The organism is Schlesneria sphaerica (assembly GCF_044336245.1).
GTDB classification, from domain to species: Bacteria; Planctomycetota; Planctomycetia; order Planctomycetales; family Planctomycetaceae; genus Schlesneria; species Schlesneria sphaerica.
The window spans coordinates 4,635,541-4,651,532 of record NZ_CP172346.1; the positions used below are offsets into that span (position 1 = coordinate 4,635,541).

13 protein-coding genes are annotated in these 15,992 nt (G+C 57.5%); 5 read left to right on the plus strand and 8 right to left on the minus strand.

Going from position 1 to position 15,992, the window contains the following annotated elements; translation table 11 throughout:
- Positions 1–84: 84 nt before the first annotated feature.
- The 8 genes from ACGY09_RS16865 to ACGY09_RS16900 all read right to left on the minus strand — a co-directional run bounded on the left by ACGY09_RS16865 (position 85) and on the right by ACGY09_RS16900 (position 8,788).
- Positions 85–1,281 carry an acetate/propionate family kinase gene (locus ACGY09_RS16865; RefSeq protein ID WP_397568644.1) on the minus strand — a complete coding sequence of 399 codons (1,197 nt, stop codon included), beginning with the start codon at positions 1,279–1,281 and terminating at the stop codon, positions 85–87.
- Positions 1,282–1,455: 174 nt separating this feature from the next.
- Positions 1,456–1,722: a BMC domain-containing protein gene (locus tag ACGY09_RS16870; protein WP_373653829.1), complete on the minus strand. Its 267-nt coding sequence runs from the start codon at positions 1,720–1,722 to the stop codon at positions 1,456–1,458.
- 135 nt (positions 1,723–1,857) lie between these two features.
- The gene (locus tag ACGY09_RS16875; RefSeq protein WP_373649064.1) at positions 1,858–2,166 is read right to left on the minus strand and encodes a BMC domain-containing protein; all 309 of its coding nucleotides are present in this window, start codon (positions 2,164–2,166) and stop codon (positions 1,858–1,860) included.
- A 51-nt stretch (positions 2,167–2,217) separates the two neighbouring features.
- A complete protein-coding gene (gene pduL / locus ACGY09_RS16880) occupies positions 2,218–2,922 on the minus strand; it encodes a phosphate propanoyltransferase (protein WP_397568645.1) in 705 nt (234 codons plus the stop codon).
- An 18-nt stretch (positions 2,923–2,940) separates the two neighbouring features.
- A complete protein-coding gene (locus tag ACGY09_RS16885; protein ID WP_375314983.1) occupies positions 2,941–3,696 on the minus strand; it encodes a DeoR/GlpR family DNA-binding transcription regulator in 756 nt (251 codons plus the stop codon).
- 1,036 nt (positions 3,697–4,732) lie between these two features.
- Positions 4,733–6,319 (minus strand): OprO/OprP family phosphate-selective porin, encoded by a 1,587-nt coding sequence (locus ACGY09_RS16890; RefSeq protein ID WP_397568646.1) that lies wholly within the window; start codon positions 6,317–6,319, stop codon positions 4,733–4,735.
- An 836-nt stretch (positions 6,320–7,155) separates the two neighbouring features.
- On the minus strand, positions 7,156–7,809 hold the full coding sequence (gene purN / locus ACGY09_RS16895) for a phosphoribosylglycinamide formyltransferase (RefSeq protein ID WP_397568647.1): 654 nt from the start codon (positions 7,807–7,809) through the stop codon (positions 7,156–7,158).
- A 1-nt stretch (position 7,810) separates the two neighbouring features.
- Positions 7,811–8,788 carry a hypothetical protein gene (locus ACGY09_RS16900; protein ID WP_397568648.1) on the minus strand — a complete coding sequence of 326 codons (978 nt, stop codon included), beginning with the start codon at positions 8,786–8,788 and terminating at the stop codon, positions 7,811–7,813.
- A 323-nt stretch (positions 8,789–9,111) separates the two neighbouring features.
- Here ACGY09_RS16900 and ACGY09_RS16905 point away from each other — a divergent pair, with 323 nt between their 5' ends.
- The 5 genes from ACGY09_RS16905 to ACGY09_RS16925 all read left to right on the plus strand — a co-directional run bounded on the left by ACGY09_RS16905 (position 9,112) and on the right by ACGY09_RS16925 (position 15,985).
- The gene (locus tag ACGY09_RS16905) at positions 9,112–9,762 is read left to right on the plus strand and encodes a hypothetical protein (protein ID WP_397568649.1); all 651 of its coding nucleotides are present in this window, start codon (positions 9,112–9,114) and stop codon (positions 9,760–9,762) included.
- Positions 9,763–10,236: 474 nt separating this feature from the next.
- Entirely contained in the window at positions 10,237–13,284 is a 3,048-nt protein-coding gene (locus ACGY09_RS16910) for a DUF1592 domain-containing protein (protein WP_397568650.1), read from the plus strand.
- 42 nt (positions 13,285–13,326) lie between these two features.
- Positions 13,327–14,664, plus strand: a complete 1,338-nt coding sequence (locus ACGY09_RS16915; protein WP_397568651.1) for a DUF1552 domain-containing protein — start codon at positions 13,327–13,329, stop codon at positions 14,662–14,664.
- Between the two features lie 19 nt (positions 14,665–14,683).
- Positions 14,684–15,097, plus strand: coding sequence for a hypothetical protein (locus ACGY09_RS16920; protein ID WP_397568652.1), 414 nt, complete (start codon positions 14,684–14,686; stop codon positions 15,095–15,097).
- 57 nt (positions 15,098–15,154) lie between these two features.
- Entirely contained in the window at positions 15,155–15,985 is an 831-nt protein-coding gene (locus tag ACGY09_RS16925; RefSeq protein ID WP_397568653.1) for a lysophospholipase, read from the plus strand.
- Positions 15,986–15,992: the final 7 nt, after the last annotated feature.

Below are 15,992 nucleotides of genomic sequence, written 5' to 3' on the forward strand. Positions count from 1 at the left end.
TGGTCTTCTGCGAAGAGATCACGTCGGAAGGGAAGTCAGGTGACGTGCTCTTCCGGTTTGATCTCTTTGTCCTGTCGGAAGTCCTTATCCTTTGGCACTGATGGCCTCGACCGTTTGTCGAGCGACCACAATTTCTTCATTCGTGGGGACGACCCATACCTGCACCCGGCTGCTGTCCGTCGAGATACGGCTTTCGCTTCCGCGTGGCAGTGAGTCATTTTTGGCGGTATCCAGTTCGATCCCCGCCCATTCCATGTTTTTGCAGACACCGGCCCGGATGATCGACGAGTTTTCGCCAATCCCCGCGCTAAAGACGATTGCGTCGGCGCCACCCAGCACGGTCAGGTAGGAACCCAGGTATTGCCGGATCGACGCGATGAAGACGTCGAGTGCCAGTTGAGCCCGGGCGTGTCCTTTCGCGGCCGCTTCTTCAATGTCTCGGGCATCCTGGCTGATCCCGCTGAGGCCCAGCATGCCCCCTTTGCTCGACAGGTCTTCCAGAATCTGTTCAAGCGTCTTGCCCGTCTTGCGAAGCAGGATGGGCAGGGCGAACGGATCGAAATCGCCGACGCGGTTGTTGTGCAGCAGGCCGGTTTGAGGACTCATTCCCATGCTGGTTGCCAGCGACTTGCCGTCGCGAGCCGCGCACAGAGAGTTACTGCCGCCGAGGTGGCAGGTGATGATCTTCAGGTCGCTACGGCCCAGTAACTGGACCATGCGGGTGTTGAGATAGCGATGGCTGGCGCCATGATAGCCCCAGCGGCGAATCTCGTAATCCTGAGACCATTCGTAAGGAATGGCGTAGAGCCGGTTCGCGTCCGGAATCGTGTCGTGGAACGCGGTTTCGAGTGCAGCGACGAGGGGAATGTTCGGGAAGGCTGACCGCAACTGACGCATCGCTTTCGCGTACATCGGATTGTGCGCGGGAGCGATATCGGACAGGTCTTCCATCTTCTGCAGAAGTGCGTCATCGACAACACGCACGCCGCTGAGGTTGCCGGCAAAGACCGCCTTGAAGCCGATCGCCGCCACTTCGCTCACGGATTTCAGGCATCCATGTTCCGGGTCGGTCAACTGGTCCAGACACATCCCCACGGCGGCCGCATGGTCAGCGACGGGAAGCGTCGATTCCCGTTTCTTGCCGTTGATTTCGACAAAGCAGGCGCTGGCCGATTGACCGATTCGATCAATGCCTCCACGTGCCAGTTGAACTTCACTCGGCAGATCATACAGCCGGTACTTGAAGCTGGTCGAACCCAGATTCGCGACGAGTACTTTCATGAAAACCCTTGTCGATGCAGTGAACCTGCAGAAAACCTGTTCGATGGAGACAGGTGGCGTCGGGGCACTGAACCGGGCAACGTGGAATCGAAGGCGGTCAAACGCATCCGTTTCGTCCGTTGCCTGAGGTCAGTCGTGAAGCGCCACCGATCGTAGGCCGTCGTCCCGGGAGCGTTAGACAAACGCGTCCATCAGACTTTTTTCCGGCCGGGCGATGATGTGGGCGCTGACGAGTTCGCCAATCTTCGAGGCGGCAGCCGAACCAGCGTCGACAGCGGCACGAACCGAACCGACATCGCCACGGATCACGGTCGTAATGTAGGCCCCGCCGATCTGGATCTGCTTGACCAGCGTCACGTTGGCGGCCTTGAGCATCGCGTCCGCAGCTTCGATCTGGGCGACGAGTCCCTTAGTTTCAATCAAACCAATTGCTTCGTTCATGGAAGGCTTACCGTTCTGCGGAAGAGGAGTAGCGGAAACCGAAGCTGGCGGCATCGCCAGCGCGGCAGAGTTGGACCTGACCGTCCGTCGAGACGAACGGGCCGATGACTTGGCGGAAGCAGCTTTCGCCATGCTTCAGCTCGCTGAGTCAGCGGTGGTTGTCTTGGACTTGGGCAGAACCCCGGCCAGTTCTTCGTGAGGACGAGGAATGACCTGGACGCTGACGACTTCGCCGATCTTGCTGGCAGCGCTGGCACCGGCGTCAATCGCGGCTTTGACAGCGGCGACGTCACCGACGACGAACGCCGTGACCAGCCCGCTGCCGACCTTTTCCCAGCCGACCATTTGCACGTTTGCGGATTTCAGCATCGCATCGACGCCTTCAATCAAGCAGACGAGACCTTTGCATTCCAACATTCCCAGCGCTTCCATTGGCTTAGCCATCGTCAATAACCTTTGCAGTTCAGGGAGAGAAACAAATCACAAGTTCAAGGATTAGTGGGTCTGACACGCACAGGAGTGCGGCTTGATCAGTTCCACTGAGGTTGCCGCGGTGAGGTTGACTGCGTTCCCCTCGTCGGTGTCGAGGTGGACTTCGAGTTTGACTTTGGGATCGCCACGGACGACGAGTTCCTCGAGTGTCGTGGTGCAACCGGGCGAGACGACTCGCAGGTGCATCATGTCGCCATTCTTGACGCCGTAATACTCCATGTCAGCAGGGCCCATATGGACGTGCCGCATGGCGCGGATGACGCCCGCTTTCAGTTCCACGACGCCGACAGGACCGACCAGCACGCAACCGGGTGTATTGTGGTGGTCGCCACTGATGCGGACCGGAGCATCAATTCCCAGAGAAATCGAATCGGTGAAGGCCAGTTCGACCTGTGAAGGGCGGCAGGGGCCCAGCACACGGACATCCGGCAGCATTCGCTTGCGCGGTCCCACCACCATCACGGTCTGCTTCGCGGCAAAAAAACCATCCTGGTACAGCCACTTCATCGGCTCGAGTTGAGCCCCGGGGCCGTAGAGGATCTCGACATGTTCTTGTGAGAGGTGAACGTGCCGGGCCGAAATGTTGACCAGCAGCGGGTTCCGTGCAGGGGCAGAAACCGGTTTCGCCGAAGAGGATCCGCCCAACTGCTTCTCAAGTACGGAACGAACGACTTGCTCAATGTCCGCCCGACTCAAATTCGTCGCCATGCAAAATTCTCCGTTGACCTATACGTCGATGACCGTCAACTCAACGCCCGCTGATTCCACCACCCGTCGCCAGGCGTCACTCAAACCTGAATCGACAATCATTCGCGTTACGCTGGACAGTTCACACAGGAAGGTCAGGGCCGACCGACCAAACTTGCTGCTGTCTGCTACCACCCAAACTTCTTTGGCCGCCTTGATCATTCGCCGCTCGCACTCAACCAGCAGCGAGTTGCTGTTGAACAGACCCTTTTCTGTGATGCCGCCGGCACTCATGATCACGCGAGGGACGTTCAATTCTCCCAAGGAGGCTTCTGCCAGCGGCCCGAGAGCCACCCCGGTACGCGGATAGAGGTATCCACCGATCAGAATCAATTCGACACTCGACTGCTGCGCTAATAGATTGGCAATCGGCAGCGAGTTCGTGACAACTTGCAACCGTTTGCCGACCAGCGACCTAGCCACTTCCAGCGTTGTGGTTCCCCCATCCAGCAAGATCGTCTCACCCGGCTGGATCAGGTCCGCAACAGCCTTCCCAATCTTTTCTTTTTCCGTCGTTTCCCGACTTCGCCGTTCTTCGAACGGTGTCAGTGACTCACCCGTATAGGCGGCACCCCCCCGCGTTCGTCGAATCTGACCGATTCCGTCAAGATACTCCAAATCCCGTCGAACAGTAGATTCACTTGCGCCGAGCTTGTTGACAAGCTCGTGTAAAGACACAAATCCTTGCTGTTCAATAAGTTGAAGTATTTCGCCACGTCGTTGATCGAGGATCATAACCAATGGTCTCTTCCTTGAAAAACGTTGGTTGTTTCCCTCACAAGGACATGTAGTTTTCCTATTCTATCTTTCGGTCTGACGGCTATCAATCAAAATCTGTCAAAATCAGTTATTGAGTTCTGTCATTTCCGTCAGTTGTGCCGCCTCTACCTGTTGCGAGCACCGAAGATGGCGAGGTACACACCATCCCCCGCGCATCCAGTCGACCGAATGACGCGTGAAAGATGACCCTATTTGAAAGATTTCCTCAAAGTTCTGCTCCCCCCGAAGACCCAGCCGGAAAAGTTGCTCCTCTTCACCTGTGATCATCGTTCACCCGTGATCATCGGTTGTTGGTCAAACTCTACTGGCATGATTCAATCTTGGGATGCGCACTGTTGCTTCGCCGTGTGGCAGATGGTCTTCTTCTTCCTGCCCGGAATCTTCTGGCCAGCCGGGCCAGCCCCTCGAAACGACACAACTCTTGATTTCTGAACTACATGGGACTGGCCACCGGCTGGCCAGGGGCTGGCCCGTTGGCCAGCCCGATCCACCGCTCGAACATTGCGGAGTGGTTCCTAAGTTCTTTGTCATCAAGGGGATCTTCGCAGTGACGCAGGTCTCGGACTGGCTATTCAATTCAACAGACCTCCTGAAATATGTTGCTCCGACGAGGGCCCCCCCCCCTGGCTTGATCGGCCGGATGCGAGCTGGAGAGGTCTTGATCGCGGGGCAAGTTGTCGTCTGGCGGGACATTTGTGAGTTCCGGGTGGAAGCCTCTTGTGCTTCGCACACGGGTAGCCCGGCGGACCGGGCAACCCGTTCTACCCTGAGGGAGCGCGGAACGGACTTGCCATCGCCCCGAGTTGAATTAATCCTGGTTCGTCAGGGGGACCGCTTGAGTAGTGTCAGCAAGAGGCTGCACTCTGGCGAGCCCAAACTTCCAAACGTTTGGGCTCGGACTTCCCCGCGAATTGAAGCTGGAATGCCCTGTTTGAACCTCGTCGCCACTTCAGGGGAAGGGCGGGGCGACGGTACTGCTTTAGGTGGCGGTTTAGAAGTAGAGCTGACAGCGGATCCAGAACAGGTCGTCGGTTTTCGACCGCAGGTCTTTCTCTTTATTGAGCAGCACGGGCGAGGCGAACATGGAATGCTGCCAGTCGAACGTCATGCGGACGTAACGATTGAGGTACCAGTTGAATCCGATGTCGGTGATTCCGGCGTTGTTTGTCCAGTCGTTCGGGTTGGCGAGGTCGGCGGAAAAGACCTGCTGGCCGAGTTTCAGGTTCGAATACCGGCCGAACACTTCGACCGCTCCATGGCCAGTTCCGGAGCGGGTGATTGGGCGGAGCGGTGCGACGGTCTCTCGCTTTTCGATTCGTTCTCCGGTGAGAAAACTCGCCAGGGTGACGTCATAGCCGAAGATGGGGACACCGACGACAGGGCCGCCGGAATGAGCCGCCATGCCGAACCGGGCGGCATAACACTCGGCTTCGATCGAGACCGGGCCGGAGTACAAAGCGGCATGGAGCGCCCCCTGGACCCGTTCCCCTTTTGCGACGACCCCTTCCTCATATTCCAGCAGGATCGCCGAAGCCGCCTGTGCTGCTTCATCGTTTTCGGAGGTCTGGATCGATGTCCGCAGTGGCAAAGGAGCCGATTCGTAAGCCTGCTGACCGATGGCGAGTGATCCACCGACGTTCAGAAAACGAAGCCACGAGAAGCGGTCCGAATGCAGGAACGGCTTAACATTCAGATAGCCCACGCCATCGCGGGTGGTATTGGTGTCGGCGAGTCCGGAAAGCTGTCCGAATGTGGCACCTACCGCATAGCCGAGCTGTTTTTCCAGGACCTTGCCATGCGCGAAGACGCCCGCCTGGCGAGCGAGTCCATAATTCAGGGCAAAGAGTCCCCGTTCCGGGGTGATATAGTATTGTTCCAGGTGGTCGTACCACGCATAGCTGTACGGGACGAGCGCACGGCCGACCCGAACTTGAAACGCTTCTGACTGCACGAAGTTGACGTTCGCGTCGAGGACATCAAACGTTCCTTCGACGCTGCGCTGCAGAGAGAGTTCGTACTCGAACAGGTCCGTCAGTTGCCCTTCAAAGTAAATTCGAAAGCGGGGGATATAGATCCCACTCCGGGCGGGCTCCTGATCACCGGGGGTGAAAACCTTTCCGTCGATCTGAGTCAGCGTCCGAATCCGCAACTGGAACTGGTCATCAAATGACTTAAGTCCGAATCCCTCGTCGAACACCGCCTGCAGAGGAATCGCGGATTCGGAGTGTCTCTCAAGGAAGCTCGGTTCTTCCTGCGGAAAATGCCGGTCTGGCGAACCGACCGTCTCGGGCGTCATGAGCGGGGCGGGGGCCGACTCTAACGGGTCCTCCAGCGTGAACAGAGGGGACGCGCCCATGGGCGTGTTGATGGGCACTTCCACAGGGGATTCTGCTGAGCGAGATTCGGCTGGTTGCGTCTCGGCCGGCTTGGTCTTTGCGGTGAAGTTCGTCGTTGGGGCGACCGACTCGGCGAGGACCAGGGAGGGGAGAGACGCCCACAGCAGCAGAATGACGATCTGGACGATCTGTTGCGGCCGGCTGCATCGAGCGAGAAGAGAGGCAAGAAGCTGCACAACCATTCTCAGCTTAGAAGTGGTCCTCGAGAATTTTGGGGAGTGCCGATCGCGCAGTCAGCTTCTTGGGCAAGGCAATCCTCCAGTCATGTTATCGGCAGGGGAATGGGTTGGCTTTAGGGGTTGTTCTGGTTGAGGTGGCGGTTTTGCAGTCTGTCAGGAAATCGCTTCAGTCTGCACGGATTCTCCTGAAGGAGTCACTGCGTCGGATCCTGCGAGCCTGTTGGCAAAGCCATGAATGTCGGCGCAACGGCAGATGTTTCGCGTTGCCAGAAACTCGTCGCACATTCGTTCATGTGTCTCGACGACCGGCCCTTCGACGTTCGAGTGGGGTTGGAGACCCACATCCGTGGGTGCCGACGGGGACGTCGGCGGTCCCGGGATCGCCGACGTCCCCGTCGGCCTCCTTTCGGGCGATCAGGGTGTCCATCTCGAACTGTTTTCCAGCCGTTCAGTGTCGTTCATGAAGCGAAAATCCCCCTGTTCCCGAGGGGGATCGTCGGACAGAGCACCGGGAAAAGCGACCAGGGGTCACGGACACGGGACACTGCATGTCTGGGCACGCCGATGAGGGGCACCGTTCCTCGTGCTCGATCACCCGGATGCGATCTGGAGAAATCCTGTTCGGGGGGAGGTTGCCTTCTGGTGGGGCAATTGTGAGTTTCGGGGGGAGACCTCTTGTGCTTCGCACACGGGTAGCCCGGCGGACCGGGCAACCCGCGCTACCTAGAGAAACAAGGGACACGGAGAGAAACGAGGATACGGGCACACTGCATACCTGGGCACAGAGGCCCTGCTGTGGTGACCTGATTCGTTCACTCCAGGAGCCCCGGAAGTGTGTCCTACGGCAGGACCCGGACGCGTGAGCCTTCGACTTCCAGTTTGCCCGAGGCGAACAGGCGGATTGCTTCCGGTAACGCCTCGCACTCCTGCTCGAAGACTCTGGCAGCGAGGGTTGATGCGGAGTCGTCGTCGAGAACGGGGACGGTCTTCTGGACGATAATCGGGCCGTGATCAAATTCGTCGTCGACGAAATGAACCGTGCAGCCGCTGACCTTGGCGCCCCGATCCAATGCCGCCTGATGGACTTTGGTGCCGTGGAATCCCTGGCCGCAGAAGGCGGGGATCAGGGAGGGGTGGATATTCATGATCCGGCCGTGAAAGTCGTCGGGGACTTTCAGTAATGCGAGAAATCCGCCGCAGATCACGAGATCGACATCTGCCTTGCGACAATGGTCAAAGATAGCGCTGCTGAAATCGTCGAGCGAAGCGAAGGCTTTGCGCTGGATCACTTCGCAGGGAAGGTCCCATTCCGCCGCTCGCTGGATCCCTCCGCAGTCCGCGCGGCTGGAGACCACCAGCGGTATCTGAGCATTCAGAGTTCCGTTGCGGATCTTTTCGGCCAGATTGACCAGTGTCGTGCCGCCCCCCGAGATCAGGACGGCGAGACGAATGGGGCGATTGAGCGCAGCCGGGAGCGGTCGATAACGAGACAAATCAGGCGTCCTCGGTTTCAGAGGGGGACTGGGGCGCGAGCGGATCCGGGGCAGGAAATTCTCTCGGCGGGAACTGCGAAAAATCAGGTTCGATCTGTGACGGCGGCAGCGGCGGCATTTCCCGTCGGTTGGTCTGCCAGATCAAGTAACCGCCAAACAGAAACACGAGGGTCGTCAGCACATACCATTTTAACCCCCACGGCTGGTAGACCTGCTTGTAGGGGCGGGGTAGCCACTTCACTTCGCCCGCCAGGATCAGGGGGGCCTTACGGGTGACGTCTTGCGCATCGTAGCCGTACATCTTGAAGTAGTAGCCGGTGAATTCGACCTCTTCCTGGATATCACCACTGACGGGCAGGCCTTCCGGCTTGTTAGTAAAGATGACGACTGCCGGGTTCCCCTGAGAATCCCCAGTGTAGACCCAGCCTTCGTAGGCTTCGTCCATTCCCAGCGAGTTTTTGCCCAGTTCGAACTTGGTCAGCTTGCGCATGACGCCATGCAGACTGACGGGGCGTCCCCGATAAATTTCGGGATGCGTGAACAGGTCGACGAACTGGGGAAAGTCATATTCCTTTCGGCGCGAGTAGTTGGGGTTCAGCAGGCGTCGTTCGGCGCGCAGTTCGGCCGCCAGACTCTCTTGCCGACTGAGCGGAACTTCGGAGGCGAGTTTCAGAATTCGCAGGTAGGCTTCCCGCTCTTCATAGCGAACGCCGATCGTGTTGTCTTTGACGGTTTCCATCAGCCGGGGATGAACGGAGGCACCCCGATCGAGACTGGTGGGGTCTGCGAAATCGAGCAACAGTTCCCGTTTCCGCTTGAGGACCATTTCCTCTTCGGTCAACGGGCGGCGGGAACCCGGTGCAGGTTCGTCCGCACGGCCGGATAAGTCGGGATCACGACCCTGTGCCATGGCCAGATGCGGCTGCCAACACAGCACGAACACCACGAGGGCGTTCCGGATCCACAGTGATCTGTTCATATTGGCAACTCCGAAGCAATGAATGTGTGCCGGGCAGGCCGACCACCAAGCCGCATTCTCGCCGGTCACCTGAGGAATGTCGAGAGTCTTCGAACGTTTGCTCAATCGATCCGAGTCGGCGCCTTCATACCTGGCTCCAGAGGCCACTCGCTGCACCGCGAATCTGGTCAGGATCGTCCGGCATCCGGTTCTGACTGCGCGGCCGCGTCAGCAGGTTTTTGTTGACATCGGCGCTTGGCGTAACTCACTTTGCGTTGTAAAGTGTCGTGATCGCTCGTCGACGCGGGTGTCAGTTTCTAGAAGACTCGTAAAGGATGAACGCGATGCGAAGAACTGTTTTGGCCCATTCGATTTTGTGGTTTCCACTCTTCGGCATTGGTGCAATGGTTTTCGCGTCGGATGCGACAGATCCCGATGCTCGCGCTCGGCGTGCTGAAAGTCGTGGTCAGGAGCAACTCAGGCGACTAGGACAACTCAAGTCGATTCTGGACGATGTGAAAGTCAAGATTGACGGGAAACGCGAAGAGTTGGGGGTCATCCTCAAGAAATTGGGGACAGACGGCAACAGAAAGTTGGGTCCAGAGCAGCAGGAGACAATCGAACTCTATGCGGAGCTAAGATCAGAGCTTTCCCGAGTTCGCGAGGAGCGATCAGAGGTTGAATTGCGATTGAAGGGCCTGACCAGTACAGCCCCTGGGGCCGAGGAAAAACCGAATGCGCCGCAGCCTTTAAGTCCGCCTGCAACCAGGACCCAGAAATTTTTGACACGTAAGCTGGAAATACTGTCCACACACGAGTCCCTCCTGCTTGAAGTGATGGAGAATGCGGAAGAGGATCTTCTGCAATTGGACAGTGGATCAATTACACTTGAGTTGAAGCTGAGAGAGCTTGAAGGACTCAAGCCAGTTGAACGCAAAGCCACTGAAGAAATCGAGCGGACGAAAGCCGAACTGAAACGTCTCAAGTCGAACTGATTCTTCCGGCCGCAGAACAAAATAGATGTTCCGCTCAGCCCTGTCTGGCGTCGATCCTCAGTGAATCCATTGATGAAGATTCCCTGATCTCGAACGACGCGGACTCGAGATTGGCGTTGCTCAAAGAGAATTTCGATTGGCCGAAGATGTTAAGAACCTGAAAGTGCAAATTCGGAGGCTGGACTACCGATCGCTTCAGATTGAACGATTGCGGAGAGAGACTAATAGCCAATATGAATTTGTCTTCGAGACGCGCCTCAAGATCTAACTCGCCACTTTGAATCTCGTCTCAGGCCAATAATAGCGGTAGGCTTCTTGCTTCCCATTACCGGGCGGTCGATGGTTGATTGCGTATGAACGCATTTTGAGCGTACACTTCAGTCGGCGCTGATGTGTTTGCCGTTTGAAATGGACCGTTCCCGCCTTCATCCCCGCCTGAATTGCCTCAGCAATCCGCAATTTGCTGGAAACCGCATGCCTGTAAAAATTACCCGGACCTGCATCGCGAGTCTTTTCCTGTCGTTTCTGGCGCTGGGAGTCATATGCTTAGGTTGGAGCGATCTGGCGACGGGGGACGACAAGTCCGGGGATGCGACAACGGTCGTGTCGAACGAGGACGTCCTTTTCCGGGAGCAGGTCCAGCCGCTGCTGCAGAAATACTGCTATCGTTGTCACGATGCCGAGACGATGAAATCGGGGGTTCGTGTTGATCACCTGACGGGGGGAGTCGAGGATCGACAGATCCCGTTCTGGCTCGCCATCCGAAAGTTGATTGACGATCAGGAGATGCCTCCTGCGGACGAGCCTCAATTGAGCGACACGGAGCGGCGGAGCGTCAGCAAATGGATTGATGCGGCCGTTTCCGCGGCCCGGGCGCGCGACATCGCGAAGAATGGTTCCATTCGCCGGTTGACGGTCTCGCAGTATCGCAACACGCTCAAAGACCTGCTGGGTTTGCAGGAGGATCTGACCGATTCCTTGCCCCCGGATGGGATTTCCAAGGAAGGTTTCACCAATCAGAGTCACACGATGGTGTTGTCTCCCTTGCAGGTGGAAACGTACTTCGAAATTGCACAAAAGGGACTCGACCTTTGCATTGTCGATGAAAACAGACCGCCCGTGATTCAGAACTTTCGCATGGATCTGGGGGCGGCGATCAATCCCAGCCCTTGTCCTGACAATCTTGTACTGGGGGCCAACAGCGACTTGCTGAACAATGCAGACTTCACGGTCACAGAGCTAACGCCGGCCAAGCCGTTCGTGTTTGAGCCTTTCGCCATGCGGACGACATTCGACTTTATTGAAGGTTACGTCGGTAACGACACGATTCGTGAATGGCGAAAATTTGACAGCATCTACCACGCTGTTTTCGCCTGCGTCCGGGGGACACCGGGTTATCCGAAAGGGCGGGCACATCAGGCTGTGCCCGAGGGGCTGCTTCTGCGTCCTGCGATCCCCAGTCCCGAAATCTTTGGCCAGTCGAATACCTATGGCCCGATGGCGAATTTCAAAATCTCACTGCGGGAATTGCCTGACTCCGGTAACTTTCGGTTGACGGTCCGTGCCGCACGGTATCGGGATGCCCTGCTGCTGGATGCGGGGTCGCCTGTTGAACCGGCCGGGACCAGCGCGGTCACCGCCGATGTTTCGATGTCACCGGAAACGACGATTGTCATCCCCGAGCCGGGAGTCTACCAACTTGATGTCTACTGTGCTCCAGGGGGCTCAGCGGGCGAATTACAACTGCAGTTCGGTGATCGGCAGGTGGCGGGACACCTGGACGAACGGAAAATCGACCTGAAGGGGGACGGGAACGCAGACGAGGTTGCTGCCGCATTTCTGCTGGCGCGTCTTCCTGCGGGCGAGTTGAAGATCAACGCGCGGTATCGGGATCCGGCGCGATTGAAGCGGCTGGTCTGGAATCGACTGGACGATCAGGGTGAGCGAACCAGGCGTTTCTCGCAGTTTGAGAACCGATCTCCTTCCCTCGGCGTTTATCTTGGTCTGCGCCGTGACTGCGGCAGCACATTGACGTCTGTCGGCGCACCACAGCGAGTTCAGTCCGATGAACTTCAAACCTACGTTTTCGAAGGGGCGATCAACGACTTTCCCAGTCCCGATGTCGAAAAAGATAACGTGAACTATCTGGCAGGGATCCGCGAAATCGGCGTGCGCAGTGAGTACACCGACGGACGTGACATGCCTCGGTTGCTCGTGAAGTCGATCGAGTTCGAAGGTCCGTATTTTGAAAGCTGGCCACCTGCGACTCATCAACGGATCTTCTCATCTGTGAACACTCTGGACCCGCCGATGGATCAGGCCCGGGGGGTGATTCGCTCATTCGCGACGAAGGCCTTCCGGCGACCTGTGACCCATGCAGAAGAAGCAGCGATCCTGAACGTCTGGCAGGGTTCGTTCGATGCGACCGGGGACGCGCGGCAGTCCATCAAGGATGCGCTGACGATCGTCCTGACGTCGCCGCAGTTCCTGTTTCTGATCGAGAACAGTGCCAGTCCCGAACCAGAGGATCTGGATCCGTACGAGCTTGCCTCGAAGCTTTCGTATTTCCTGTGGAACACGGCTCCGGATGCGGAGTTACTGGAGCGGGCTGCGGACGGGACGTTGCCGGGATTGCTCGATGACCAGCTCGATCGGATGATCCGTGATCCGCGCTTCGAGCAGTTCCTCAGCGAGTTTGTTTCTCAGTGGCTCAGCCTGGACAAGCTGGATGTGGTGGCAGTGGATTCGCAGCAGTTTCCACGATTAACGCGGGACGTGAAGACGCACCTCAGGCAGGAGCCAGTGCGATTTGTGGCGTATCTGATTGAGAATAATCTGCCGCTCCGTCAGCTCGTGAAGTCGGATTTCATCGTGGCGAACGAAGTCGTGGCGAGCTATTACGGTCTGGGTGGTTCCACAGAAAGCGGTTTTCAGTTTGTCCCGGTCCCGCACGGACGAACGGATCTGGGAGGGGTCCTGACGAATGCGGGGATTCTGGCAGGACTCAGTAATGGTCGTGAGTCGAACCCGATCAAACGAGGGGCCTGGGTTGCGCGGAAGATCATCAGCGAACCACCGGCTGATCCACCACCGAATGTTCCGCAACTACCGGAAGACGAGGGGAGCCCGCTCACGCTGCGTGAGAAGCTGGAGCGGCATCGCAACCAGCAGGGGTGTGCGAAGTGTCACGAAGGGATCGATCCGTGGGGATTCCCCTTTGAGCAGTTTGACGCCGCAGGCCTGCTCAAGTCTTCGGGAAAAAGTGACCCCCGTTCGACACTTCCTGACGGGACCGAAGTGTCTGACCTGAATGGACTCAAGGACTATTTCGCAACGGACCGAATTGATCAGATTGCCTTTGGATTCATGCGGCACCTGGCGTGCTATGCCGTGGGACGCAGTCTGACGTACAACGAAACCGAATCGATTCGGGAACATGGGAAAAAGTTAAGGTCCAACGACTATCGGATGCACGATATGATCCGCCTGATCGTGAAGAGTGATCTGTTTCTCAAAAAATAAAACAACAGGCTGGCAGTCTCCTTACAAAACCGGATGCAGAACATGGGCTCAGCAGTACAACTGAATCGTCGCGCGGTGCTTAAGGGACTTGCCGGAGTGACGTTGTCACTTCCGTTACTGGAGGCGATGGGCAAGGAAGCGGCCCAGGAGATTCCTCGCCGGTTTTGCGCCATCTACACCGCCAACGGGATGTCACTTCCCAATCCCTCGCACGGAATTGATGAGTGGAGCTGGTTTCCCAAACAGACAGGACGCGACTTCGAGTTTGGAAAGTCGACGGAGCCGCTTCGTCCCTTCCGCGAACAGCTCAGCTTTATCAGCGGGCTGTACCATCCGAATGGAACCAAGGCGGACCCGCATCTCTGTTCGGACATGTGGCTGACCGGGGCGCCGCTGCACAATCCAAAGCCGGGAACCTACAACTCCGTGGCGCTGGATCAGGTCGTTGCGCTGCACACGAAACAGTACTGTCGTCAGCCGTCGCTGGTGCTGTCGATTGATGCGGGTGTCGGCTTCCTCTCGCGGACCGGCACGATTTCCTACAACCTCGAAGGAAAACCGATCCCGGCCGAGAACAATCCGCGTCGCGTGTTTGATCGTCTGTTTCGGGGTGACCGGGCGTCGCTCGCCACGCAACGTGCTCAGCTTCAGCGACGGATCAAGCTGGTGGATGCGGTGCTTGAGAATGCGAAAACGCTCAACAAGCAACTTGGCCAGTCCGACCGGGAAAAAATGGATCAGTACCTGACGGCACTCGATGAGATTGAGGCGAGACTGGTCGCGTCCGAAAAGTGGATCGACATCCCGATCAAGCCGCAGGATTACTCCCATCTGAATCTCGACGCAACGTCCGAGGGGGAACCGCGTGAGTATTACCGCAACATGTTCGATCTGATCGCTCTGGCGTTCGACGCGGATATCACTCGTTCGGTCGCCTTCATGCTGAACCGTGAAGACGGGATGGGGGTCAGTGATACCTTCCCTGTGAAACTGGGACTCAAGGCGACCCACCACAGTTTGTCACATGCCGAGGACAAGAACGGGCAGATGAGCTTCGCACGATACGACTTGTTCCTGAGTGAGCAACTGGCGTATTTCATGCAGCGGTTGCGGCAGTACCAGGATGTGAACGGCAACGTGCTCGACAATACGATCGTGCTGTTCGGCAGTGGCGCCAGCACGACGCACAATCCGCTGAATCTGCCGACTCTTGTCGCAGGGGGCGCAAATATGGGGCTGAGACATGGTGCTCATTGGAATCAGCCCAAGACTCCCCTTTCCAATCTTTACCTGAGCATCCTTCGGTCGATGAAGATTGAAGAGAACTCTTTTTCGGACAGTACAGGTGTGCTTCAGAATTCTGTGTTCACGGGAATCTGAGACGAGGACGAAAATACGAATGTCGGCAAGTAACCGTCGCAGGGCCACTGCGAGGACCAAAGCTGTGAAAGAGCGGGACGCGAAAGGGGGACCGGCGGGAAGAGCCCTCGCTGGGAACCGCGTTGCCGACTTACGGAAACAGCTGCAACTGAGGCAGAAAGACTTTGCCCGGCTGTTACCGATTTCGGTCAGATCCCTGGCCACGCTGGAGCAGGGAGGTCTGCCGACCAGTGTTGTCTCTCGACGGTTGACGGAGTTGACTCGATTGACCAATGCCCTGTCGAAGGTCGTAGAATCCGACTCTCTGGGAGACTGGCTACAGACGCCGAATTCCGCCTTTGACGGATTGATGCCGATCGAGGTCATCGACCGGGGTGAAAGTGACCGGCTGTGGGGGATGATTTACGGTTTCAGATCTGGCGACGACTCGTGAAGGCCTGGTCCCTCGAAAGACGTTAGTCTGTGATGGGGCGACATTGAAAGGAAATGGATGCGACTGGAGACGCAGGTCGTAACGGCGACAGATGCCGTTGAGCTTTTCGTTCGAAGTTATCTTCCCGACCAGCGTGATCCCCGGCGTGTGCTTTACTGGGTGCACGGTCTCGGCGAGCATGGGGGGCGGCATGAGCACGTTGCCAAATGTTTGACCGAGCGGGGATGGAGCATGATCGTGGCTGACCTGCGGGGGCACGGCGGTTCCGGCGGTACACGGACTCATGTTGCCAGTTTTGATCAGTATGTCGATGACATCGTCTTGATCTGGGAAAGACTGGGGCTTACCGCATCACCCCCCACACTGCTGGGGCACAGCATGGGTGGGCTGGTCGTGGTGAGGGCCGTTCAGACGGGCAAGGTGGCCCCTGCATCCCTGGTTCTTTCGTCGCCGTTGCTGGGGTTGAAGTTGCGAGTGAATCCCGTCGCAGAGCTGTTGGGGCGCGCGGTCGTCCGGTTCCTGCCCACGCTGCGCTTTTCCAATGGCATCGATCCCGCCAATATGACAACGGATTCTGAGTTCGCTGCCGCGCGTCGAAGCGATCCTTTGATCAATAAGACCGTGACGGCGGGCTGGTTTTTTGCTATGCAGAAGGCGAAGGACGCAGCGATTCGGGATGCAGCCAGGGTTTCCCTTCCCTTGCTGGCACTGCAGGGGGGGAACGATCGGACCACGGATCCAGAGGCATTGGCGAAGTGGTTTGAACGCGCTCGGTCCCAACCCAAACAACTGCTCCTGTTACCTGATCACATTCACGAATTGTTTTTCGAATCGGACTGGCAACAGACGACTCTACAGATGTTGAACTGGCTGGAGTCAATCCGCTGAGACGTGT

Bases quoted from the DNA above. Each gene is read 5' to 3' on its own strand.
- ACGY09_RS16865 (WP_397568644.1), bottom strand. From the start codon at position 1,281: ATGAAAGTACTCGTCGCGAATCTGGGTTCGACCAGCTTCAAGTACCGG.
- ACGY09_RS16870 (WP_373653829.1), bottom strand. From the start codon at position 1,722: ATGAACGAAGCAATTGGTTTGATTGAAACTAAGGGACTCGTCGCCCAG.
- ACGY09_RS16875 (WP_373649064.1), bottom strand. From the start codon at position 2,166: ATGGCTAAGCCAATGGAAGCGCTGGGAATGTTGGAATGCAAAGGTCTC.
- pduL (WP_397568645.1), bottom strand. From the start codon at position 2,922: ATGGCGACGAATTTGAGTCGGGCGGACATTGAGCAAGTCGTTCGTTCC.
- ACGY09_RS16885 (WP_375314983.1), bottom strand. From the start codon at position 3,696: ATGATCCTCGATCAACGACGTGGCGAAATACTTCAACTTATTGAACAG.
- ACGY09_RS16890 (WP_397568646.1), bottom strand. From the start codon at position 6,319: ATGGTTGTGCAGCTTCTTGCCTCTCTTCTCGCTCGATGCAGCCGGCCG.
- ACGY09_RS16900 (WP_397568648.1), bottom strand. From the start codon at position 8,788: ATGAACAGATCACTGTGGATCCGGAACGCCCTCGTGGTGTTCGTGCTG.
- ACGY09_RS16905 (WP_397568649.1), top strand. From the start codon at position 9,112: ATGCGAAGAACTGTTTTGGCCCATTCGATTTTGTGGTTTCCACTCTTC.
- ACGY09_RS16910 (WP_397568650.1), top strand. From the start codon at position 10,237: ATGCCTGTAAAAATTACCCGGACCTGCATCGCGAGTCTTTTCCTGTCG.
- ACGY09_RS16915 (WP_397568651.1), top strand. From the start codon at position 13,327: ATGGGCTCAGCAGTACAACTGAATCGTCGCGCGGTGCTTAAGGGACTT.
- ACGY09_RS16920 (WP_397568652.1), top strand. From the start codon at position 14,684: ATGTCGGCAAGTAACCGTCGCAGGGCCACTGCGAGGACCAAAGCTGTG.
- ACGY09_RS16925 (WP_397568653.1), top strand. From the start codon at position 15,155: ATGCGACTGGAGACGCAGGTCGTAACGGCGACAGATGCCGTTGAGCTT.